Source organism: uncultured Eubacterium sp., assembly GCF_934295145.1.
GTDB lineage: Bacteria > Bacillota > Clostridia > Lachnospirales > Lachnospiraceae > Eubacterium_I.
Genome location: NZ_CAKRAS010000015.1, coordinates 1 through 22,973 on the forward strand (window position 1 = coordinate 1; position 22,973 = coordinate 22,973).

The 22,973-nt window shown below is 43.1% G+C and carries 19 protein-coding genes and 1 riboswitch; of the genes, 12 read left to right on the top strand and 7 right to left on the bottom strand.

Annotation, left to right across the window (positions count from 1 at the left end; genetic code table 11):
- The first annotated feature begins 109 nt into the window (after positions 1–109).
- Entirely contained in the window at positions 110–1,699 is a 1,590-nt protein-coding gene (locus Q0I54_RS04505; RefSeq protein ID WP_296116801.1) for a DEAD/DEAH box helicase, read from the top strand.
- Positions 1,700–2,128: 429 nt separating this feature from the next.
- Here Q0I54_RS04505 and Q0I54_RS04510 read toward each other — a convergent pair whose 3' ends face one another.
- The 6 genes from Q0I54_RS04510 to Q0I54_RS04535 form a co-directional block, all read right to left on the bottom strand.
- Entirely contained in the window at positions 2,129–3,505 is a 1,377-nt protein-coding gene (locus Q0I54_RS04510; RefSeq protein ID WP_296116803.1) for an alanine/glycine:cation symporter family protein, read from the bottom strand.
- A gap of 289 nt (positions 3,506–3,794) precedes the next feature.
- On the bottom strand, positions 3,795–4,343 hold the full coding sequence (locus Q0I54_RS04515; protein WP_296116805.1) for a nitroreductase family protein: 549 nt from the start codon (positions 4,341–4,343) through the stop codon (positions 3,795–3,797).
- 49 nt (positions 4,344–4,392) lie between these two features.
- On the bottom strand, positions 4,393–5,553 hold the full coding sequence (locus Q0I54_RS04520) for an iron-containing alcohol dehydrogenase (protein ID WP_296116806.1): 1,161 nt from the start codon (positions 5,551–5,553) through the stop codon (positions 4,393–4,395).
- 19 nt (positions 5,554–5,572) lie between these two features.
- The gene (locus tag Q0I54_RS04525; RefSeq protein ID WP_296116808.1) at positions 5,573–6,886 is read right to left on the bottom strand and encodes a TRAP transporter large permease; all 1,314 of its coding nucleotides are present in this window, start codon (positions 6,884–6,886) and stop codon (positions 5,573–5,575) included.
- A complete protein-coding gene (locus tag Q0I54_RS04530; RefSeq protein ID WP_296116810.1) occupies positions 6,883–7,440 on the bottom strand; it encodes a TRAP transporter small permease in 558 nt (185 codons plus the stop codon). Before Q0I54_RS04530 ends, Q0I54_RS04525 begins: the two co-directional genes overlap by 4 nt.
- 27 nt (positions 7,441–7,467) lie before the next feature.
- The gene (locus tag Q0I54_RS04535) at positions 7,468–8,076 is read right to left on the bottom strand and encodes a DAPG hydrolase family protein (protein WP_288620344.1); all 609 of its coding nucleotides are present in this window, start codon (positions 8,074–8,076) and stop codon (positions 7,468–7,470) included.
- Between the two features lie 287 nt (positions 8,077–8,363).
- Here Q0I54_RS04535 and Q0I54_RS04540 point away from each other — a divergent pair, with 287 nt between their 5' ends.
- The 3 genes from Q0I54_RS04540 (at position 8,364) to Q0I54_RS04550 (ending at position 12,314) form a co-directional block, all read left to right on the top strand.
- Positions 8,364–10,121 (top strand): right-handed parallel beta-helix repeat-containing protein, encoded by a 1,758-nt coding sequence (locus tag Q0I54_RS04540; protein ID WP_296116812.1) that lies wholly within the window; start codon positions 8,364–8,366, stop codon positions 10,119–10,121.
- A 79-nt stretch (positions 10,122–10,200) separates the two neighbouring features.
- Positions 10,201–11,121, top strand: a complete 921-nt coding sequence (locus Q0I54_RS04545; RefSeq protein WP_296116814.1) for a LysR family transcriptional regulator — start codon at positions 10,201–10,203, stop codon at positions 11,119–11,121.
- Between the two features lie 59 nt (positions 11,122–11,180).
- Positions 11,181–12,314, top strand: coding sequence for a TRAP transporter substrate-binding protein (locus Q0I54_RS04550; RefSeq protein WP_296116817.1), 1,134 nt, complete (start codon positions 11,181–11,183; stop codon positions 12,312–12,314).
- Positions 12,315–12,380: 66 nt separating this feature from the next.
- Here the strand turns inward: Q0I54_RS04550 and Q0I54_RS04555 are convergent, their stop codons facing one another.
- Positions 12,381–13,409, bottom strand: a complete 1,029-nt coding sequence (locus Q0I54_RS04555) for an aldo/keto reductase (RefSeq protein WP_296116818.1) — start codon at positions 13,407–13,409, stop codon at positions 12,381–12,383.
- Between the two features lie 266 nt (positions 13,410–13,675).
- A riboswitch (glycine riboswitch) is annotated at positions 13,676–13,819 on the top strand.
- 76 nt (positions 13,820–13,895) lie between these two features.
- Between Q0I54_RS04555 and Q0I54_RS04560 the strand changes: the two genes are divergently transcribed.
- The 8 genes from Q0I54_RS04560 to Q0I54_RS04595 all read left to right on the top strand — a co-directional run bounded on the left by Q0I54_RS04560 (position 13,896) and on the right by Q0I54_RS04595 (position 22,932).
- The gene (locus Q0I54_RS04560; RefSeq protein WP_296116819.1) at positions 13,896–15,308 is read left to right on the top strand and encodes a sodium:alanine symporter family protein; all 1,413 of its coding nucleotides are present in this window, start codon (positions 13,896–13,898) and stop codon (positions 15,306–15,308) included.
- Positions 15,309–15,772: 464 nt separating this feature from the next.
- Positions 15,773–16,504, top strand: coding sequence for a DNA/RNA non-specific endonuclease (locus tag Q0I54_RS04565; RefSeq protein ID WP_296116820.1), 732 nt, complete (start codon positions 15,773–15,775; stop codon positions 16,502–16,504).
- A 12-nt stretch (positions 16,505–16,516) separates the two neighbouring features.
- Positions 16,517–17,842: a type IV secretion system DNA-binding domain-containing protein gene (locus Q0I54_RS04570; protein WP_296116821.1), complete on the top strand. Its 1,326-nt coding sequence runs from the start codon at positions 16,517–16,519 to the stop codon at positions 17,840–17,842.
- A gap of 31 nt (positions 17,843–17,873) precedes the next feature.
- Positions 17,874–19,019, top strand: a complete 1,146-nt coding sequence (locus Q0I54_RS04575) for a hypothetical protein (protein WP_296116823.1) — start codon at positions 17,874–17,876, stop codon at positions 19,017–19,019.
- Positions 19,020–19,039: 20 nt separating this feature from the next.
- Complete coding sequence (locus tag Q0I54_RS04580) at positions 19,040–19,906, top strand: M48 family metalloprotease (protein WP_296116824.1); 867 nt, start codon at positions 19,040–19,042, stop codon at positions 19,904–19,906.
- Positions 19,907–19,920: 14 nt separating this feature from the next.
- Positions 19,921–20,691 (top strand): hypothetical protein, encoded by a 771-nt coding sequence (locus tag Q0I54_RS04585; protein ID WP_296116825.1) that lies wholly within the window; start codon positions 19,921–19,923, stop codon positions 20,689–20,691.
- Complete coding sequence (locus Q0I54_RS04590) at positions 20,669–22,333, top strand: type IV secretory system conjugative DNA transfer family protein (protein ID WP_296116826.1); 1,665 nt, start codon at positions 20,669–20,671, stop codon at positions 22,331–22,333. Before Q0I54_RS04585 ends, Q0I54_RS04590 begins: the two co-directional genes overlap by 23 nt.
- A gap of 17 nt (positions 22,334–22,350) precedes the next feature.
- On the top strand, positions 22,351–22,932 hold the full coding sequence (locus Q0I54_RS04595; RefSeq protein WP_296116828.1) for a ClpP family protease: 582 nt from the start codon (positions 22,351–22,353) through the stop codon (positions 22,930–22,932).
- Positions 22,933–22,973 lie beyond the last annotated feature (41 nt).

A 22,973-nucleotide genomic window follows, 5' to 3' on the forward strand; every position in this document is an offset into this window, starting at 1 on the left:
TAGAATATCTTTGAGAATCGTGTTAAAAATCATATTTGTACAGATTCGAAGCAAATAGAATGAAGGTAATAGACTCTGAATAACAACTTTTTATTTGGAAAGGAACTATATGAGTACAGTTTTATTTGAAGATTTAGATTTAAATCCGCAGATTCTGCGGGCAATCAAAGAAATGGGATTTGAGGAGGCAACTCCGATCCAGGCACAGTCTATTCCGGCTGTTATGAGTGGCAGAGATGTCATTGGACAGGCGCAGACAGGAACAGGAAAAACGGCATCTTTCGGTATTCCGCTGCTTCACAAAGTGGATCCAAAACTGAAGAAGCCCCAGGCACTGATCTTATGCCCGACCCGTGAGCTTGCAATCCAGGTATCTAATGAGTTACACAACCTGGCAAAATACATGCATGGTATTAAGATTCTTCCAATCTACGGCGGACAGGAGATTGGAAAACAGATCCGTTCTTTGAAAGGCGGCGTACAGATCATCGTTGGTACTCCGGGCCGTGTGATGGACCATTTAAGAAGAAAAACCATCCGCTGTGATTTCATCCATACGATCATTCTGGATGAAGCAGATGAAATGCTAAATATGGGATTCCGTGAGGATATCGAAGAAGTATTGAAGTATCTTCCGGAAGATCGTCAGACCGTTCTTTTTTCCGCAACGATGCCGAAAGAGATCATGGAGATTACAAAACAGTATCAGAAAGATGCCCTGACCATTAAAGTTGTAAAAAAAGAGCTGACGGTGAAAAATATCGAGCAGTATTACTATGATGTAAGAAGAAAAGACAAACTTGATATTTTGACAAGACTTCTGGATGTTTATGATCCGAAGCTTTCCCTTGTATTCTGTAATACAAAACATATGGTAGATGAACTGGCAAACGAACTGCAGAACCGCGGTTATTTTGCAGAAGGTCTGCATGGTGATATGAAGCAGCAGCAGCGTGACCGCGTGATGCGTAACTTCCGTAATGGCAAGACAGAGATTCTGGTGGCAACAGATGTGGCTGCCCGCGGTATTGATGTCGATGACGTGGAGGCAGTATTTAACTACGATCTGCCGCAGGATGACGAGTACTATGTTCATCGTATCGGTCGTACCGGCCGCGCAGGCAGAACGGGTAGAGCATTTTCTTTTGTAAAAGGAAAAGAAGTTTACAAGTTAAAAGAAATCATGCGTTATTGCAAGACCAAGATCTATGCACAGCCGATTCCGTCCATGCGTGACGTAGAGGAAGCTAAATGCGAAAAAATTATGGATCAGTTAGACCAGATCATCGAAAATGAAGATCTGACCAAGATGGTAAATATGATCGAATCTCAGATCAATAACGGTGATTATACAGCAATGGATCTGGCAGCAGCCTTTTTATATCAGGCACTTGGAAAAGCAGAGCGCGAAGGTGTGAAACAGGATAATTTCGATTTCTCTGATACCGGTGCAGAAGATGGCATGGTTCGTCTCTTTATCAATATTGGCAAAAAACAGCGCGTGCGTCCGGGAGATATCCTTGGAGCAGTTGCCGGAGAATCCGGAATGCCGGGTGATCTGGTAGGAGCTATTGATATGTTTGACAGCTATACATTTGTAGAAGTTCCGAGAGAGTATGGAGCAGCTGTATTGAAAGCAATGAAAAATGCCAAGATCAAAGGAAAGAGCATTAATGTAGAGCCGGCCAATGCGAAATAGGGTTTTGGACTTTTTGAGCGGTGGCATGTAGGTAGTGAAGCGGCAGGGATTTAGGTCGTGAAAGAAAAAGAGGTTTAAATTGTATCACGCGAACTAAGACGTTCGCTTTGATAAAATTTAAACCTCTTTTTCAATATCAGAATATGGACTGCCGCAGTGTCAGTTAATGAGCCGCCGCAGAAGAATGCCGATTGAATATTTTTATGTAAATTGGAACTGAGAGGAAAGAATCGAATGCAAGACGGTAGAGCAATTTTCGTTATCGGAGCGAGCATAGCCCGCCTCCGTAAGTGTGTCTGAGCCGACAGCTGATTTTGCTGTGGGCGAGTTCGCGAGAGGAGGCGGAGATAGGCGGCGCAGCGAAGATAGAAAATTGTTCGTGTCTGCATTCGATTCTTTCCGTCAGTTCCTTTATATAAAAAACTCACATTATTTTCCTGCTTTTTTCAGGGCTTTCAGTGCCTGTCCTCCCATCGGGTAGAGTGCAATCAGATTGAAGATGGTCATAAGGCCAACACCTACGTCACCAAGATCCCATACTGTGGTGTAGGCTGCAAGTCCTCCGATGAAGAGCATTACAAGAGCCACGATTTTGTAGGCAGTCTGGTAACACCACTTATTTCCGAACAGGTAGGCTACGTTAGAGCGGGCATAGAACAGAATTCCGATGAAGGTGGAAAAACTGAACATTGCCAGAGTAGCTGCAATAAAGATCGTTCCAAATGTTCCAAGGTGGTACTGCATAGCAGTCTGCAGCAAATCCATGCCGACAAGTCCGTTGGTGAGTTCCTGTGGTACGAGAAGCAGGATCATTGCAGTACAGGTACAAATCACAATGGTATCAATAAATACGCCCAGTGACTGTACCAGACCAATTTTAACAGCGTCATCGCTTTTTGCAGCAGCTGCCGCACACGGAGCAGAACCGGAACCGGCTTCATTGGAAAACAGTCCTCGTTTTACACCATTCATTAATACAGCACCGAAGCCGCCGGCTGCAACCTGGCGGAAACCAAATGCTTCCTGGAAAATACGTGCAAAAACGTCCGGCATCTGTCCGAGGTGTGTAAGAATGATAATAACAGTAAAAATAAAGTATGCACATGCCATGATCGGAACCATGATGTCCAAAACTTTTACAGTTGCATTTTTCCGAAGTACAATAATTGCAGCAAGAACAACAAGGATGATAGTCGTTGCCAGCGGCGGGATGGAAAATGCATTTTCAAAGGCAGAGGTAACCGAATTGCTGATTACCTGACTGATTCCGCACCAGCAGATAAGACCGGAAATTGCAAAAAGTACAGCAAGTACGGAGTATTTGCGATAAGTGCCGTCTTTTCTTTTGGCAAAAAAATGATGCATATAATAAGCAGGTCCGCCATGGTATCCACCGTAGAGCGGATCTTTTTCTTTGTGAAGCTGTGCCAGGGTACCTTCAATAAAAGCAGTAGAAGAACCAAGCAGTGCGGTGATCCACATCCAGAATACAGCACCGGCGCCTCCTGCTGAGATAGCTGCTACAACACCTACGAGATTACCCATGCCGACGCGGGTAGCCGTGGAGACGATCAGTGTCTGAAACGAAGACAGACCGCCGCGTTTGTCTTTTTTTTCATTTAAGGCACGAACCATATCCGGAAAAAGGCGGATCGGCAGGAATTTTGTGCGAATGGTAAAGTAGATTCCGGTTGGAATCAGTAAAATAACCAGAAGCGGAAGACCTAATGTCCCGCCGCCGGGTAATGGAAGAGTGACCAGATCACCCCATAAAAAGTTGTACACAAGTTCAATAATTGTTGTCATGTTAAACAATCCCCCTAAATAATAAAAAATTACCTATCCATCAAGTTATATAAAATATCAAACGATATCAAATGTATAGAATGACAATTTTTGATGATTTAGTCAGTATATCATGTTTATACATAAGCGTCAACACGTTAAAGTATAACACTTCAACGTACGAAAATAGCAAAGTAAAAGAAACGCCAGAACCGAAAGTTGATGGAACGGGCGTTTCCTGATTATGGATTTGTTTTGTGATTTATTTCTGTATCTGAATTGACGGCATTCAGAAAAGTGTTGGTATTCGTTATGTAATATAATCAATTACATCTTCATTTCTTTCAGAAACAGCCGTTGTTTTTTCACAGTAACCAAGGGAAATGGCACATACAAAGTGATAATTCTCAGGTATTTTCAGCACTGTATGCATTTCCGGATTTTCAGAAAACATGAATTCCGCAGAGCCTATAATACAGCTTCCGATATTTTTCCCATAAGCTGCCAATGCAATATTTTCCGCAGCAGCACCACAATCAAAAGCTGTAAATTTTTCTTCCTTTGCGGAAATCACAATAACTGTTGGTGCATGATAAAATGTATGATATTCAGGTTGTGTTATCTTATTCTGTAAAAATGAAATTCCTGACTTTTCTATTCCGGCAATAGTGGCTTTATTCATTTGTTCAATTGTATTTGCATTGCTGACTACGGTAAAATGCCACAACTGCTCATTCATTGCATTCGGAGCCCAGATTCCGGCTCTTACAATTGCCTGTAAATCTTCCGCTGCAATCATATCTGGTTTATATCTTCTTATACTTCTTCTTTCTTTTATAAGGCGTTCAATCTGATTCATGATTTTCTATCTCCTGATATTTTTCTTAAAGTTATGTCAGATAAGACAATTAACAATAACTTTCATATAGGAAACGGATGGCGTTTTCCATATGTTCCTGAGTAACAGGTACAGGACTTGCATCCAGAAATCCATTATTGTTGATAGCTCCAGTGGCACAGCCGAGGGCCTGTTCAAGTGTTATGCCGCGTGCATTTAACGACTGGATCCCTGTATCACGAAGAAGGTTATGAATTTTATCCTGTAAATATTCTTCCGGCTGCTGTGCATGTGTGGAAGGATCATAACCAAACAGTTGTGCAACAGCAATACCACGATTAGAATCTATGGAAAATATATCATGAAGTACTGTTGTAAGGGTCAGGGCGCAGGCAACACCATGTGACAGATGAAACTGCAAACCGAATTCATGTGCAATGGCATGTCCAATGTGTACGCTGACCTCGTTAAATGCGATACCTGCAATGTTGCTTGCAAATGCCAGATTTTCACGGGCAGTGATATTATTTCCATCCACGTAGGCAATAAGTATATTTTTCGCGATCAGTTGAATGGCTTGCAAAGCCAGTGTATCAACTTTTTCTGTGTGATATTTTGAGGTGTAGGCTTCCAGTGCGTGGGACATGGCGTCAAATGCGGAAGCGGCAGTGACAGCCGGGGGTGCACTGACCGTCAGCATAGGATCAACAATGGCCAGATTCGCACTTCTGTAAACAGGAATCTTGGCATGGGAAGCAGTATCATGGATGACGCATAAACCGGTTACTTCACTTCCTGTTCCAGAGGAGGTTGGGAGCAGGATCAGGGGAATCCGTGAGGAAAACTCAGAAGCATTTCTGGCATAGTAATCAGAAATTGTACCTGGATTATCCAGCAATACGGAAATTGCTTTGGCGGTATCCATGCTGCTTCCACCACCAATACCGATAACCAGGTCAGAGTGACTTTCGCGGGCCAGTTTTGCAGCCGCATTTATAACATCATCCGGAGCATCCGGAACTACACCATCAAAAATAGTGTAGAAGATGTTCTGTTTTTCCAGTGTATCCGTAAGGGATGTGATAATATTTGTGTTTCGAATGCCCTGATCACAGACGCAAAAGACGCGAGTGCCATGATAACTTCGAATGTAGCCTGGCAATTCTGCTAATGTGTCAACGCCGAAAACAATAGGGCATACAGGTTGAACCTGTTGATAAATTGTTGACATATTTTACCTTCCTTTTTTGTTACATTCCCAGTAAGTTAGGAATAAATGTAATGATGACCGGTACCATACCAAAAAGTACGCAGGCTGCTAATTCTGCAATAAAGAATGGTGTGACACCTTTGAAAATCTTCATTGGATTTTCCCCGGTTATAATCGCAGTGGTAAATACGGAGTTACCAACTGGCGGGGTAATATTTCCGAGTTCGCATAAAAGTACCAGACAGATTGCCATTGCATACGGGTTAAATCCAAGGTTCTGAAGTAATGGTAATAAAACCGGTACAGTAATGATGATGATCGGCATAACTGCAATAAAGCATCCGCAGAACAGGTAAAATACAATGACAATCAGGAAAATAAAGATCGGTGCCATATGCAGACCGGAAATTAAATTTGCAAGCTGGTTTGCAAGGCCAGTGGTTGTAATAAATCTACTGAACAGGGAGCCGGCCATGATCATCAGGTAAATACCTGCAAACTGGGAAGCACTTTCGCATACTGCATGGATTAATTGCTTGATTGGCATACGTCGAATAAGTGCGTAAATAATAATGGCAACAGATGCAACTGCGCCGCCTACTGTGGCGGAGAACCATCCAAAGAAGGAGCCTCCAACGATCAGGGCAAATAAGGCCAGGATCGGAACCAGTAGTTTTAAACTTTTGATCTTGTCCTGAATGGTAATGTTACGGTCTTCTTCCGTTGGTTCAGGAACTTTATTTGGACGGATCAGCTGAGTTCCTTTGATAATAAACATCATGATCAGCATGGTGATGATTCCGGCAGCTGTTCCACAGATCAGGGCCGTTCCAATGGATAAATTGGATAAGATGCAGACCGTGATGATCGGAATACTTGGTGGAATCAGGGAGGACAAACTTCCTGCTGCTGAAATACATCCGAGGGAAAGTGAGTCATCATATTTTGCTTTTCTTAATTCCGGTGCGGCAATTTTACAGAATACAGCATTAGATGCAACGGAGATTCCGGAGCAGGCACCGAATAATGCGTTGGAAACAACGGTTGTATAGAGAAGACCACCGCGGTATTTGCCAACCCAGGCACGGGCACCATTATAAGCACCCGAAGCAATACCGGTTTCTCCGGCCAGTACACCGACGATCATAAACAATGGAACGACAGCAAAGGTGTAGGAAGCCGACAAAGAAAAGATACCATTGGATAACTGAGTGCCCAGCATGCTGATTCCACCGGTGATGTAGAAACCAACGACGGAAATAACAAACATGGAAATTGCAATTGGTACACCGAGAATAATCAGTGCGATCATAATGCCAAAACAGGCAAGACCGAAAATGGCTGTACTTGTCATAATGGTTCTCCTTCCTCTGATAATAAACCATCAGCTGTTGTAACATCTTTTGGTATTTCTCTGGTGATGCCGTTTACAAATACACGTAAAATACACCAGATCATTGCAAGCATCATTAATAATGTAAAAATAATAATAATCAGGTTAAATGGCCACAGCGGGAATGCTCCGTTTGCAGTGGAGGACATGGCATGGTATTTGAAATTCTGCTGTAATAAAGGGATGGAGTAACGGAAAATTGCACCAAAAATAGCAATTCCGCAGCCATCGGCAACAATAGACAGAATGTTTTTCACTACAGGCGGATAGTGTGAACTTAACAGATCAACCGCGATCAGTCCGGTGTCCAGTCTGACGTATACAATGGAACAGTAAACTGCGGCAAGAAAAAGGTAGGTTACCCAGTCATTTGCGGCAGGAATGGACCATTTGAAAAGTTTGGAAGTCAATACATTGGCTGTTGCCAGGAATGAAATAATGATCATAAAAATACCGGATAAAATAGAAATTTTTCCAAATATTTTTGTGAGTTTTTTGTCCAGTTTATAAAACATAAGAACGCTCCTTTCTAATCAGCTGGTTCATTTATGTTCTCTCAGATATAATCCCGGTAAAAATTCGGCAAGGCTGCCCATTTCTTCCACATTGTGCAGGTTCATGGCGCGGGTATGTTCCCGGGTATCGCCAGGTGCCCAGAAGCGGTTTCTGAGTTCGCAGCCATAGTAGGTATCACGGGCAACGTGAAGGAAACAGCTTAATAACTGACCGGTTTCCTGCAGACGTACTTCTGCAACCAGGAAGCATGAAATGTTGGCGGCTTTGACGCGGTCCGCATCAACCAGATCCGTATAATCATAAAAAGAAATAGCCATAGGGATGGTTTCGGTTCCGAAGGTCTCTTTGCTGATGTGGGTGCCTCCGATGGTTGTTCCCGGTTTTTTATTGTCCGCCCATTCAAAGGTACCGTGATCCGGACTCCAGAATTGATAATGATCTGTGTTTCTTAAATAGGAACTGAACCACCAGTCGATCATATATCCTTTTGCATATGGAAAACGTGCATAGGTGGATGAGTAGACAGTTCCGTCTTCCAGCATCACATCGCCAAACTCCATAGGACCATATCCAGGCGCCAGAAGTTCTTCAATAACATCCTGTGGAATATCTTTGTAGCTTTCAAATTTTTTCATAGTAAAAATCCTTTCTTATCAGTTTTTTGTTTTAAAAACGAAATACTCGCGAGATTTGATGTAATCACAATACCATTGAATAAAACGGGTTGTACACAGACAAAGAGTCAGACTGCATCGGACAAAATGTCATAGGAAAATGGCCGTCAGTTACTATGACAAAAAGTGGGAAGCATAGAGACATTTTGTTTCTGTTCGCCGATACACAAATATGCTTTAATCAGTTTATCGAAAACCTGGCCGGGTCATGATAAGACAAATTGATCAAGTGAGAAGGAGGAAAAACAATGCAGTCAATGGTTGTGAAAGAAAAAGATTGGGTTGTTGTAAATGATACAAAATTAGATTATCTGAGAATTTATCCAAAGTGTCATGTTACAGCACCGGAGGGGAAAACGGTGACAATGCTGCTGAATGGCCACCCGGAGCGGATTTTACCGGGAGAGTATGAAGGAGACATTCAGCTTTGCGTCAGAGATGCAATTGTCCGTCCGTTTGTATTTGACAATAATAAAGAGTATACATATCGTGTTGCAGCACACATTACAGATAATAAGATCGTGGATCAGACATCGGTACTGGACGGTATTCAGAAAGGAAGTGTCGGAGAGACACTTGCCGATAAAGTAGAGATCAAAGCGAATGATCCGGATTTTAACGGAATTATCGTGGATGGTAACAGCGAGTATAAGATTACAAATACGAAGATAGATTTTCTTGGAAATGGATCAAATGACTTTATGGGAATGGGCTTTGGAATTATGGCCAGAGACCAGGCAAAAGTCCTGATCGAGGACTGCGATATTCACACAAAAGGTGTAGTCAGAGGTACAGTTTACGCCGGAGATGATGCGGAACTGACCATGCGTCACAGTACGATTTTTGCGGAAACCACAGATGAAATGCCAATTGGCTATAAGCAGCATATTGGTCTGGGAAGTGCGTATTCCAACGCATGGGTGTTGGGAACACTTGGAACATGCCGTGCAACATTCTTTACAGACCGCGCAACGGTCAATATTGAAAATTGTATCTGTAAATCACAGGGATGGGGCGTACTTTCCATTGATATGCCACAGAATGTCCGGATGAATGTAAAAGATTCTGTGATTTATAAGACAGGAGAGAGTGCCTACGGTGCATTTTCTATCGGAAATACGATTGATACGTTTGACAATTGTGATTTTTCCGATATTACATATGCGATGATCATGGCAAGTAATGAAGCAAGTGGTGTATTTAAAAATCATACAAAAGTCAATGCGAGAATCGGTGTCATTGTATATCGTAACTATCAGGGAACACTTGATATTGTGGATAAATGTGTATTCCATACAGAAAAAGCAGGTATCTGTATCAAAGGATCCAGTTCCTATATCAACATTAAAGACAGTGAGTTTTATCCGCAGAACGGGGTATTGCTGCAGGTTATGGATAATGATGAGCAGCCAAATGCAGATGGTTATTACGAAGATCCGCTGGGAGAAGATGATATTCCAATGGAAGGCCGCGACATTACCGAGGCAGATCCGACAGAAGATGTCATGGTTACATTTTCTGATATGGAAATCCGCGATAACATTTTCAACTGCAGTACCAATTTATATGTAAATCAGAGATGCCCGCAGTTTGAGATGCCGTGGCAGCCACCAGAAGGACCAAAACATCATGGATTTGGCGCAGATCTTCAGGGCGCAAAGAATCTGGATGTTGTATTAGATCATGTAGATTGCAGCGGTCTGATCTCTGCAAGTATCGGACGCCATGCATCTCCGGTTCTCACATCTTATAACTATTATGAGATCGGTGTGGTAACCAATACCGTCAAAGAACCGGTAAATAACGGTGTGATCGTTCATCTGAATAACAATACCGTCTGGACAGTTCCGGGTGAGTGCTGGATCACAGGTATTCATATTGATGAGACTTCTGAGCTTACAGCACCAGAAGGAAAAACACTGGTCATGACAGTGGACGGAGAGACTGTATCTGCGAAACCGGGTACTTACAGAGGAAAAATTCATTTAGAAGTAGTCGATAAATAAAGTTTGGGGCAAATATTTTTTAGATTGAATGCTGCTTGTGGTACAATAAAAGAAAACGCAGGATGAGGGGCAAAACAGAATGAATCTTTTACATCTGGAATATTTTAAACTCGTTGCAGAAACACAAAATATTTCAAAAGCGGCGAATGAGTCTTATATTTCATCTTCCGGCTTGAGCAAAGTGATCGCGCGTCTGGAAAATGAAGTGGGATATCCGCTGTTTGAACGATACAGTAATAAATTGATCCTCAACGAAGCGGGGGAAATTATGTACCGTTTTGCAGAATCTGTACTGGATCAGCAGAAAAAATGCAAAGAAGAAATAAAAATGCTTATGGAAGAAGCAGAGCGAAATGTGCGGGTGGCAATCCCAGCAGATCGTCTCGTTTCCGGTATTTTCAATCTGTATATGAAAGAAAATCCAGAAATTATATTTAATCAGCTTGTGATGGGCACTCTGGAAAGTGAGCAGGCAATTATGAACCATGAGATTGATTTTGCCATAAGCCATAAAGCACCGGAAGCACCGGGATTCGTGTGGAAACCGTTGACAGAAACGGAAATGTGTCTGGCGGTTGGAAAAGAGCATGTGCTGGCGGTAAATGATATTCATGAGATTCGACTGGAGGAATTGAAAAATGAACTGTTTTTTATTCAGGCATCCAGTTCCGATGAGAGAAATGCGATCATTTCCTGGTGCAGACAGGCCAATTTTACTCCTCATATTTACCAGAGCAATCCGGAAATGACATTTCAGGCACTGAGTAAAGGAATTGGTGCGGCATTTGTCATGGATTATTTCTTCGGAGATGAGAAACAGCAGAGTCTGACCGGACAATATATGAATGGAAATGATATTGCGCATAAAGTAAATATCATCAGTCCGGAATGCATCATCCCAACGGGGCTGATCAGACGGGAAGGTCAGGTTTTAAGCAAATCTGCACAGAAATTATATCAGATGATATGTAGATATTATTGTGTAGAAGATGATTTATAAAAAATTCAATCTGAAAAAATTTGCGGTTCACGTTAATAAAACATAAAAAGGAGAAAACAATGAGCCGGAAAATTAGTTTAGTAAAAAAGTTATTAGCAGGAGCAGTATGTGTATCTATGCTTGGCGCAATGGTCGGATGTGGAACGACAACGGGGGACAGTGGAAATAACAGTGCAAATGCAAACGCCACTTCTGCGGAGAATGAAGAGGGGGCATCTTACAATAAATCCGATGCTTCACTGGTATTAAAAGTAGGATCTACATTTAATGAAGGATCCATTTTGTGTGATTCACTGGAACACATGTGTCAGCTGATCGAAGAAAAGACAAACGGCGATATTCAGTTTGAGCGTTATTATGGCGGAACATTGTATACATTGCCGGAAGAATTTTCCTATCTGCAGCAGGGCGCTGTTGATATGGCTTCTCCGATGCAGGGAATCGCATCACAGGTAATGCCGTTATGGCAGATTGGTGCAAATGGAACCACTGCATCAAAAGGTGTGGATGTTTTCAATTATATTGCAAATGAAGATGAGACAACTTCACCGTTGTTACAGGCAGAGGCAGAAGCTGCCGGTGTGCATCCGTTTGGATATAATATTGGTGATTATAATGTAATTGTATGCCGTTCCGAGGCATCCTCTATGGAAGATTTAAAAGGACGTGCCTTTGGTATTCCGGCGCAGGGTGCAGCGGTATATGAGGCAATGGGATTAAATGTAGTTACCTGCGAAACTGCAGATGCATATGAGTCCCTTTCCAGAGGCGTTGTGGATTGTTTCGCAGCTGGTATTTCTGCTGTATCTTCCATGAAATTGTATGAGACAGGAGAAAGCTGTCTGGTTCTTCCGGCAACCGGCGGTACAGGAATCTGCATGATGAATGAGGCTTCCTGGCAGAAATTATCCGAAGATCAGCAGAAGATTTTCACAGAAGCTTACGCAGAGACGATTTCTTGGATGAAAGACCGCTATGAGAATGAGCTGCTTCCGGCTTACGAAAAAGAGCTTTCAGATGCTTGTACATTAACTTATATTGAAGGTGATGAGCTGGAAAAACTGATTGATGTAAAGACAGAAACAACCATTTCCCAGTATGAGCAGGCTGCTGAAATCGCAGGTGTTTCTGATGATTATGAGCTGGTGCAGAATACAGCAAAAGAATATGCAGAAAAATTAAATGCGGAATAAAAATTCTGTATAAATGCAAAAAAATCGGAGAAGTTCTCCGATTTTTTGCATTTATGTAAAGATACATTAGTTGACGGAAACTTCTCCGGATAATACCTTTTTGTAGTCTTCGTAGTTCTTTTTCAGAAGTTCCGGTGTATTCAACTCATACGGACATTTCTTCATACACTGACCGCATTCCAGGCAGTTTTCAATTTTCTTCATCTCTTCCTGCATCTTCGGAGTCAGCCATCCTGCACTCGGAGCACGACGCAGCATCAGTGACATTCTTGCACACTGGTTGATCATGATGCCTGCCGGACATGGCATACAGTAACCGCAGCCGCGGCAGAAATCACCGGTCAGCTCCTGTTTTTCTTTTTCGATATAAGCGGAGATTTCCTCATCCATGGAAGGTGTATGTTCCATATAAGAAAGCCACTCTTCCAGCTCGGTCATTTTCTGAATTCCCCAGATTGGCAGAACATTGTCAAACTGTGTCATGTAAGCCATGGCAGCCTTGGAGTTGTGGATCAGCCCTCCAGCCAGTCCTTTCATGGCAATAAAGCCCATATTTTGTCTGGAACAGGCTTCTACCAGCTTCAGTTCCTGTGCAGAGGAAAGATAGCTGAACGGGAACTGCATGGTTTCGTACAGACCGGAAGCGACACATTCTTCTGCGATACCGATCTTGTGTGCAGTGACACCGATGTGGCGGATCATACCCTGTTCTTTTGCTTTCAGCATACATTCATACATTCCGGTTCCGTCTTCCGGGCGGTAACACTGGTTGACACAGTGGAACTGGTACAGATCAAGATAATCGGTTTTGAGTAAGTGCAGGGATGTTTCTAACTGACGCCAGAATTCATCCGGAGTCGTTGCGGCTGTTTTGGTGGCAATATAAATTTTATTGCGCATGTGTCCGAACGCTTCTCCCATTTTTTCTTCGCTGTCGCTGTAGGCACGGGCAGTGTCAAAAAATGTCATGCCGCCTTCGTAAGCGCGGTGCAGGATTTTGACTGCCTCTTCCGTGGATACACGCTGGATTGGTAATGCACCAAAGGCATTTTGTGGTGTCTGGATGCCGGTGGATCCTAATATAATTTGTTTCATAATGTTTCACCTCATAAATAGCTGTTTTTTATTAAAAAGATAGTATCAGTTATAGATATTGTATACTGCCAGGAAGCATGATGCAAGTTCAAGTCGAACCTGTTTATAAGATCTGAAAAGCATAAGATGTATCGAATGCTCATCAAGCAAAGACAAATGTGCGTTGTATAAAGAAAAATGCTTGCATATTGCAAAAACCTGTGATATGCTTTTCTACGGATTTGTCGTTGGTCGTTGAAATCAGATGCATATTATTGCATCGCAGACAAGTTCACTCTGGAGAGTCTTCGCATATGCGAAGCGCCGAAGGTGTCGCGGTTAAGTGATCGGATGATCTGTGCGTATCGTATGGATCGGTCCTTTCAGGTTATAACCGCTTATCTCTCAGGCAAAAGGACAGAGCATACCACAATATATGCATGTTCTACTCTTTAGAGGCTGATATGTTATCAGCCTTATTTTTTATATAAAAAGGGAGAGAAGAAAATGGCAAAATTATTCAATCAAATTCTTACATCAATCGACGATTTTGTATGGGGCGTTCCCCTGATCGTCCTCATTCTGGCAGTCGGTGTATTTCTGACCATAAGAGTCAAAGGTCTGCAGATCCGACTTCTGCCACGTGCAATCAAGGAACTTTTTGTAAATGAAAAAAGTGGTGACAGCGGAGAAGTATCCAGTTTTGCAGCATTGTGTACTGCATTGTCCGCAACTATCGGTACCGGTAATATCGTCGGTGTTGCAACCGCGCTGGTAGCCGGAGGTCCGGGTGCGTTATTCTGGATGTGGGTAGCTGCATTTGTAGGTATGGCTACCAAATATGCGGAGTGTCTGCTGGCAGTGAAATATCGTACCGTTGCAGAGGATGGTCATATTGTGGGTGGCCCGTTCTACTACATTGAAAAAGGTATGGGACCAAAGTGGAAATGGCTGGCAAAGATTTTCGCGTTTTTCGGTGTCTGTGTAGGTTTGTTTGGTATCGGAACATTTACACAGATCAATGGTATCACAAATGCCGTACAGACATTTTTTGATCCGGATAAAACATGGACTGTGCACATGTTTGGAATGGATTATTCCTGGACAGTTGTAATCGCAGGCGTATTGTTATCTATCTGTGTCGCACTGGTAGTTATCGGTGGTATCAAACGTATTTCCAGTGTTTCACAGGTTGTCGTACCGTTCATGGCAGTTGCATATGTAGTTGTTGTATTAATCATTCTGCTGACACATCTCGGAGATATTCCGGGAGCGTTCAAGACAATTATTGAGAGTGCGTTTGGTCTGCGGGCAGCAGCAGGTGGAGCGTTGGGAGCAGTATTGATGGCAATGCAGAAAGGTATTGCCCGTGGTATTTTCTCCAATGAGGCAGGTCTTGGTAGTGCACCGATCGCAGCAGCAGCAGCATTGACCGATTCTCCGGGACAGCAGGGCTTGATTTCTATGCTGGGAACATTTATTGATACAATCGTAATCTGTACAATGACTGGTCTTTCTATTGTAATTGCAGGTACATGGAATATCGGTCTGGAAGGTGTGGCAGTTACTACAAAAGCATTCCAGATGACATTACCGTTCCCGGAGCAGTTTTCATCCTTTATTCTGATGATCTGTCTGGTGTTCTTTGCATTTACGACGATTCTCGGATGGGATTATTACAGTGAAAAATGTCTGGAGTATTTATCCAATGGAAATCAGAAAGTAGTCAAAGGTTATCGTTGGTTATATATTCTGGCAGTATTTATCGGACCGTACATGACAGTTTCTGCTGTATGGACCATTGCAGATATCTTTAATGGACTGATGGCGATCCCGAACCTGATCGCACTGGTGGCACTGAGTGGAGTGGTTGTCAGTGAGACAAAGATTTATCTGAAACGTATCGGAAAAGCGTCATAAAAATTATTTTAAAAACTTTAATATATGAAACGAAAATGTGGTATTTTACCTTCGCGGCTAACAATCGCCTGCTTAGGAAAAATACCACATTTTCTTTATCTGCGTTTTCTAAATAATCTTAAAATTTTTCTATTACTTTTTCTGTTTCGTTTGTCGAAAACGAATAGTCCGATTTTTCTATTTAGATTGTAAAATATCAGGTTTTCTTTTTTATTCGTAAAAAAATTGCAGAAAAATAGCAACTTTTGGAAAGGTGATCCCCATATAGAAAACAGAGGGATTCTTAAAGTGTGATAACAAAGTGACATATCATTAACCAGCAGTTTATGTTTATATCCCCTGGAATCAGATAAACTGGGTACACATGAAAAAGACACTCTGCAAATCGTTCTCACCAGTTGCAGGAGAGATCAGACGTTAGATAGATCCGTGGTGGGATTGCATGCAGAAGGAAGGAGAAAAACATGAAGAATAATTACAGTTATGTAAATCCCGATAATGGAAATGTTTCCTGGAATGGACCGCTTGATAGACAAAAAGGCGATCATACCAATATGCCGCACCGCACCGCAGCATATCTGCCGGGAGATGAGAAAGGGCATGTAAATGCATCTTCATTAGGGGGTTCTTCGATTAATAACATAGTCCCACAAAATGCAGAACTTAATCATGGTGCTTATTATGCCATGGAACAAGGCGAACGTACAGCACTTGAGAACGGAGCTTCCATTCATTCTTCAAAAACTGCCATTGTTGATTCGGAACCCGGAAACAGACCGGATGTTTTTCTGGTTTCAGACAATGTGACTTATGCAGATGGTCATTCGGAATTGATCAGTCATTCTTTTACCAATGAATCTATTGCGACGCAGGAAGCATGGAATGACTGTTCCGCTGTTCTGCCGGACACTTTTGATGCTCAAAATTCGGCGGATGCGCTCGGTGTTCCCATGAGCAGTGCAGAGTACGCAGAGCTAATGGAAGAAACAGAAGCTGCATTACCCGGAATTGCAGAAGATTATGCAGCCGCAGATTTCAGCGGTGTACCGGCAAGCTGTGTGGCAGAATCTGATACTGCGTTTGCGGATACCGGAGGTGCAGGTGCTGGTAGTGATACAGGTGTTAGCAGTGATGCAGAGTGTGGCAACGACGCAGATTGTGACGATGCTGCAGATTGTGATTCCGATGATGAATAGAGAGGTGAGATTATGTTTTATGATATTCCTGCAACGATGAAAAAAGAAGAATCGCCACAATGGCCAGAAGGAGTTGGCTGTATTCAGGCGACGCTTCCAGACGGTATGGCAGTTGAAGTGCCGGTTCTGAAAGGAACAAATGTGGTGACTTTTGGTGTTGTTGGTACTGGAAAAACAAAATCTTTTACAGAAAACGCGGCAGACATATTGCTGGCCGGTGATCCTGATATAAAGGGAGTGTTTTTTGAGATAAAGCACTCTTTTATGGACAGATTTTTAGCAAATAACGATAAGGTGCTTACATATGATTCTAAAGCTGTACCGGAAAAGAATCTGTTTGTGCCAAATATGATAAAAGAGATTCGTCAGGCAAACGATTCAGAAGCAGAAATGAGAGAACTTGCAGATTTCCTTTTTGCAGAACTTTTGAATGGAGCGAATCAAAACCGGGCCTGGATTCAGGCAGCCCGAAACACTTTTATCGGTGTATTGCGAACCATTGTAGATTGTTTTCCGGGTGAAAACACTGGAAACGGGACGTTGATCCATGCTCTGCGTCGGATGACAACAGGTGAAATCCTAGCCTATTTAGCAAAAAATCCGCGTAATCATTCCATACTTTTAAAGGATTGGGGATACGATGTCCATTATCCCGAAGAATTTAAATTTACCAGACGTGCGTATGATATTCAGTTTTTTCTGAATCAGGTACTGGAAAATTTTTCGGGAAGCTTTGCAATGAATGGAACAGATACGATCCATGACTGGTTAGCCGGAAAATATGGAAGAAATTTGTTTTTCCACTATGATCTTGCATCTGCTGAGATATCCAGACCGTTTTTTCTGTACTATATGAAGAAAATCAAGGATTACAAATTGAGCAATACAGCGGGGACATCTGTGCCCATCCTTATGGTGCTGGACGAATTAGATAAGATGACAGATGGTGGGAAGACTGCAGATTGGGGACTTTTTCAGGCGGCGAATCTCGGGCGTGAGTATGGTTTACAGATTTTGCTTACCACGCAGTCTGTATCCAACCTTTATGGACTCAGTACAGATTTTAATGAGCATATTACAACCGGTGGTCTGGCAGGATTTCCATATCTTGTCAGTTTTCGTCCCGGAGATCCGGAGACGATATCAGTACTTCAGACGCTCTATGGTTCTGACTACAGAGAACATATTGTATTTCCGGCATCACGTTATGCCGAACCGACGGTGAGATGCGAGATGGAGCCTCTCGTTACGGAGGCTGAGTTTGCCTCTCTGGAAACCGGAGACTGTATTGTGAAAATATTGTCTCACCGTCCGCAAAGAGTACATATTGACCTGTAGATCAGGAGCGCACATACAAAGGAGGAACAGTATGAATTATTTACAATACATCAATTCCGTATACAGTTCTGCACAAAGCACTGTGGATATGAGATACCTTGTCAGTGGTGTCGATTCCCGGGTGCGACAAATCGTGGGACAGTATATTGTGAATTCGGTTTATGATGCAGGAAAGATTCTTTTTATTGTTGACAGTACAAAGGATGGCCGCGAATTTGGCAGTTTTGGCAGATTCAGAGTTTTGAACCCGCTGAACGGGGATGTTAATCTGTGCGATGATCTTCTCGAAGTATCTTCGCTCAGAGAAATCAGTCGTTTGCGGAGTTTACTTTCAGAACTTGGATTTGACGGAAGCAGGGCAATGAAAGTGGTCAGTTATCTTTCTTTTGTGAAAGAAACAGAACGGCGTCTTGGAAACTGCGGATCACTCCGTATAGAAACGCTGGAAGAATACAGTGGCACAGTGCTGGTTGAATGGAAACTGCGTCAGCTCGTGGAACGTGGAATGCTGACACATGGAAACTACGAATATCTGTTGGCACGTTACGCAGAGGTGAGCGGAGCGACCGCAGATTTTGAACAGTTTCTTATGATGCTGGCACCGTTCATTGGCAATGGATGTCAGCCTGGCAGTGGCTCGGCGGTACATTTTGCAATCGGTGAATTTGCTTCGGACAGACCGATGCAGGAAGTGATGAGCAGTCTGATGCTTGCATTTATCAGAAAGCAGCCGAAAAACTGTGCAGTGCTGATCATTGATGATGGAAAATCTGACCGCTGCTGTATTCTGGATATTTTGAAAAATCTGCCTGTTTCAACAGATGTACATATGTTTACCGCAGATGCATTTTCGTTGGATGACAGAGATATCAGCGTGCTGATGAGTACATTTCCGGTGAGGATTTATTGTCGCCATGATGCTATGAGTTCCTGTTTGAAAATTGAGGATTGCTGTGGACAGATGGATGTGGTAAAGCGCGCTTATCACACTGCGGTTGATAAGCGGATTCGTGCATCTACCGCGTTTGATCTGCTTCTGGGAACAAACAGGACAGATACGGAAGTCATCAATGCCCCGGTCCGGGAAGCCCGTTACCGAAAAGAAATGATTCATTCACTTTATACCGGTACAGCGATTATTGACTGTGGCGGGACACAGACATTGTTTCAATTTTGAGTTTTCAGGGAGGAGTTACTATGATTCGATTATCAGGTTTATTTAAAGTTGCAGCCGTATTGATGTTTGATTTTCTGGTTGTCTATACATTATGTCATAATGCACAGGCAGCCGCAGCGGTTACCGGTGTGATCGCACTTTATGTCTGGCTGGGTGGACATTTTACTTTGTTCAGAGAGGGAGCAGTCCGGGCTGACAAACTGCCTCAGTATGAACGGACACGTCTTGAGCATGCAAAATTGCAGCTTACAAAAGATGTAAAACGTACCAGCTCGGCAGATATTTCCAGTTTAAAAGTTTATCTGATTCCTGGAGACAGTGACATGCAGGCTACAGCATATGGATCTAATTGTATTTCTGTCTCTAAAGGAACCTTTGACAATACAGATCCCATGACATTAAACGCTGTCCTTGGACATGAGATTTCACACACCCTGCATCTGGATGCAGAATTCAGCAGAGCCGTTTTTGCCACGATTCTTCTTGCGTGTGGAGCGATCAGTGTGATGTCATTTGTATTTATGGTCATTATTTTTCTGATTTTTTTCGTGTGCAGCCTTTTTCGTTCATGGCTCGGTGTGATGGCTTTTAAAGGAACAACCAAAGTGGTAGGAGGTATGTTCCAACTGTTCCAGAAAGGGCTTGTCGTTATTTACCGGGCGGTTGCAGGCTGCGTAAGCCGTGCAGCAGAGTTTCGGTGTGACCGTTATGCAGCACAGCTTGGTTATGGCGTTCAGCTTGCACATTTTCTGTCCTATGCCGCACCGGATGATCCGCGTCAGATGACGCTTACAGAGGCTCTTTATCGTTCACATCCATCTTCCGCAAAGCGTGTAGCGCGCCTGGAAGCATTTCTGAGAGATGAGACACGTCCTGTGATCAGATAGAAGGGAGGATTCAAATGATACGCAATAATAATAGTTTTGCTCCTGAGAATTATATTCTGTTAGGAACGCCACTGACCCGGCAGTCTGATATCGAAAGCATCGTCCATAATGCGAAAACACAGCATCCGGAACAGTTTGCAGGAAAGAAAGATTCCTTTGCATTTGAGCTTCGTTATACAGAATCTTTTGATAAAAATTTTATGGAACTGAAACGTTTGCAGGGAACCGCAGCCGAGGTTGCCGGACGGAGAGATGAATTCAGAGGTTATATCGTGATCAATCTGAGCAGTTACCTGAATCATTACGAGGAAGATTATCTGAAGAAACTGATCCTCTTTCTGATTGATATGAGTGACTGTTGGAAGTACATCTTCATTGTAGATGATCAGAATGCCAGATCTGCCAGAGAGCTTGTCGGGAAAGTACTGACATTTTTTATCCATGATAATTTGCGCTGCAGCGTCAGTGAGAAAAAAGAAAAAACTCCCGTTGGTGATCCGGTGAGTGAAATCTGCAGGGAATGTGGAATCACCTGCACCTTGCAGGTGAAGAGAATCCTTCGCCGCATGCTTGACCAGAATTTCAGTAGTGAGCTGATCACAGCGTTGCTGACCGAAATGTCGTGGTATTCTGACAAATGCATCAATAAGGATATGCTGGAAAACTTTCTGTCAGGATCGGATTCCATGCTCCGATACATGCTGACACAGAAAGAATTTAACCGACTCATGTCATTTTTTAAATGTCGAAAGGAAAGTAGAGATGGAGAAAAAGAAGCAATATGAAGCCGTTTATGCGGGTTATGTTTTTGAAAAACCAGTCAATCACTGGACATCGCAGGAAGAAGTAAAGCATCGTCTTACAGAGGTGGATCTTACGAAACCAGGTACAATAAAAGCAGGCGGCATGCCCATTATATCGGATGGAAGACGGGCTTATATTGATGCCGGGGACAGCCATACTGCCATTATTGCATGCAGCGGTATGAAAAAGAGTATCTGCGGGTTCATGCCGTTGGAGATCATGCTTGCCAGAGCAGGAGAAAATATGGTTCTGACAGATCCCAAAGGAGAATTGTTCCATCGCACATCAGGATTCCTGAAAAGTCTGGGTTATAAGGTACTTTGTCTTGATTTTCGAACCATGGACAAGGACTGTTTTAATATTCTTTCTTATGCGGCCTCAACTTATCGAACCGAGGATAAAGATAAGGGACTGAGCCAGCTTTCGGATATTGTAAATGTACTTGCGGACAAGCAGAAACGCTTTGCGAAAGATCCGTTCTGGCCGGATACCGGTGAGATGTGGCTCAATGGTACAGGAGCGGTTATGCTGGATGGATTTCCGAGATTCAGTCAGGTGAATGTTATGAACTGGGCGGATTTTAACGTAAGAAGCTCTGCCGATATGATAAACGAAGCGCTGCTTCCGCTGATGCCTGATAATATGGCAAAATCTGCCCTGAAACAATGTCTGTCTTCCGCAGATAATACCTTCCGAAGCATTCTCATAACGGCATCCAGTTTCCTGTCACCGTTCAACCAGAATCCGAAACTTGCAGAAATGCTTTCGTACAGTACCTTTACGCTGGAAGATCTTGTGAAGCCAAAGACAGCACTGTTTCTGGTGACTGACGACACAACTTCCACAGCAGATATGATTCTGGGAATTATCATCAGCCAGATCCAGAGTTTTCTGGTCAGCAGAGCTTATCACCGGAAAGACGGTAAACTGGAAACCCGGGTCAACTTTGTGCTGGATGAATTTGCATCGCTGCCAATTCCAAATATGGATAAAGCACTGGCGACACACCGCAGCCGAAATATCAGATATTATCTGTGCATTCAGAGTCTTGCACTTTTAAAAGAACGTTATGAGAATCCGGAAAAACTTCTGGCCAATTGCGAATCTACGCTGTTTCTCGGATCCTGCGAGCTTGAATTGCTGAGTGAACTGGAAACAAAACTTGGAACCACACATATTACTTCGGATGGAAGTGAAAAACCCCTGTGTTCGCAGGCGGAACTTATGACGCTTGAGAAAACATGGGATTATAAGGAAGCAATCTATATGAACCTTTCTAAGGGAATCCGCTATTGCACGATGCTTCCAAGTATTGAGCACTATGAAATTGGAGATGATCCAGCCCCATCCTGCGTCAGACACCATCGGTCTATTGCAACTTATACGGTGAAACAGTTTATAACGGATATCATAAACAAGAGAATACGTGTACCTTTTGCATCGGGGAAAAATAGCGGAAATCTTGTCCCAGTTGATGAAACTATGGTTATTTCAAACTCGAAACGTGATCGTTATGCCCGGAGACAGAGGGCTTATGTGGAGAATGATGTTTCAGCTGAAATGGTTGCTGCTGAACTGGAAAAGCAATTTGAAGAGCTGTTTGGCACATGTGAAGATGATTAGAAGAGGAGGAATTACATATGTCGATACCAACAACAAGAATGGCTACATCTGCCGGTTATGTAACATCTGATTGTCTGTCAGAGGAATATTCCCGCAGAAGAATTTATATTACAGGAGAAATTACGGATTCACTGGCTGCTGATATCTGCTGTCAGATCAATCATCTTGCATCTTTGAGTGATGATGATATCACGCTCTGGATCATGTCGCCGGGAGGATCTGTCAGCGCCGGGGCGGCAATCCTTGATACCATGTCAAACTGTGGATGTGATATCAGGACAGTGGTGATGGGAACGGCGGCTTCCATGGCGGCTGTACTTGCCGCTTCCGGAACAAAAGGAAAGCGTTATATCGGTAAGAATGCATGGATGATGATCCATCAGGCATTAGGAGGCGTTTCCGGTCAGACGGCAGATATTCTCCGATGTGCCCGACATATTGAAAAAGTCAATCAACGTCTCTATGAGATTCTTGCGGCAAATTGTGGCGTGAGTGTGGAACAGATTGAGGCAGACTGTGACAGAGATTATCACCTGAGTGCCTCGGAAGCGATTGCGTATGGTCTGGCAGACCATCCTTTTTCAAGTTTTGATGAATAGATCTGCGATGCGGAAGGAAAAATTGATTGCTGATGCGTCGG

Bases quoted from the DNA above. Each gene is read 5' to 3' on its own strand.
- Q0I54_RS04570 (WP_296116821.1), top strand. From the start codon at position 16,517: ATGTTTTATGATATTCCTGCAACGATGAAAAAAGAAGAATCGCCACAA.
- Q0I54_RS04520 (WP_296116806.1), bottom strand. From the start codon at position 5,553: ATGTCAACAATTTATCAACAGGTTCAACCTGTATGCCCTATTGTTTTC.
- Q0I54_RS04540 (WP_296116812.1), top strand. From the start codon at position 8,364: ATGCAGTCAATGGTTGTGAAAGAAAAAGATTGGGTTGTTGTAAATGAT.
- Q0I54_RS04575 (WP_296116823.1), top strand. From the start codon at position 17,874: ATGAATTATTTACAATACATCAATTCCGTATACAGTTCTGCACAAAGC.
- Q0I54_RS04560 (WP_296116819.1), top strand. From the start codon at position 13,896: ATGGCAAAATTATTCAATCAAATTCTTACATCAATCGACGATTTTGTA.
- Q0I54_RS04595 (WP_296116828.1), top strand. From the start codon at position 22,351: ATGTCGATACCAACAACAAGAATGGCTACATCTGCCGGTTATGTAACA.
- Q0I54_RS04580 (WP_296116824.1), top strand. From the start codon at position 19,040: ATGATTCGATTATCAGGTTTATTTAAAGTTGCAGCCGTATTGATGTTT.
- Q0I54_RS04555 (WP_296116818.1), bottom strand. From the start codon at position 13,409: ATGAAACAAATTATATTAGGATCCACCGGCATCCAGACACCACAAAAT.
- Q0I54_RS04550 (WP_296116817.1), top strand. From the start codon at position 11,181: ATGAGCCGGAAAATTAGTTTAGTAAAAAAGTTATTAGCAGGAGCAGTA.
- Q0I54_RS04525 (WP_296116808.1), bottom strand. From the start codon at position 6,886: ATGACAAGTACAGCCATTTTCGGTCTTGCCTGTTTTGGCATTATGATC.
- Q0I54_RS04545 (WP_296116814.1), top strand. From the start codon at position 10,201: ATGAATCTTTTACATCTGGAATATTTTAAACTCGTTGCAGAAACACAA.
- Q0I54_RS04510 (WP_296116803.1), bottom strand. From the start codon at position 3,505: ATGACAACAATTATTGAACTTGTGTACAACTTTTTATGGGGTGATCTG.
- Q0I54_RS04585 (WP_296116825.1), top strand. From the start codon at position 19,921: ATGATACGCAATAATAATAGTTTTGCTCCTGAGAATTATATTCTGTTA.
- Q0I54_RS04530 (WP_296116810.1), bottom strand. From the start codon at position 7,440: ATGTTTTATAAACTGGACAAAAAACTCACAAAAATATTTGGAAAAATT.
- Q0I54_RS04565 (WP_296116820.1), top strand. From the start codon at position 15,773: ATGAAGAATAATTACAGTTATGTAAATCCCGATAATGGAAATGTTTCC.
- Q0I54_RS04590 (WP_296116826.1), top strand. From the start codon at position 20,669: ATGGAGAAAAAGAAGCAATATGAAGCCGTTTATGCGGGTTATGTTTTT.
- Q0I54_RS04535 (WP_288620344.1), bottom strand. From the start codon at position 8,076: ATGAAAAAATTTGAAAGCTACAAAGATATTCCACAGGATGTTATTGAA.
- Q0I54_RS04515 (WP_296116805.1), bottom strand. From the start codon at position 4,343: ATGAATCAGATTGAACGCCTTATAAAAGAAAGAAGAAGTATAAGAAGA.
- Q0I54_RS04505 (WP_296116801.1), top strand. From the start codon at position 110: ATGAGTACAGTTTTATTTGAAGATTTAGATTTAAATCCGCAGATTCTG.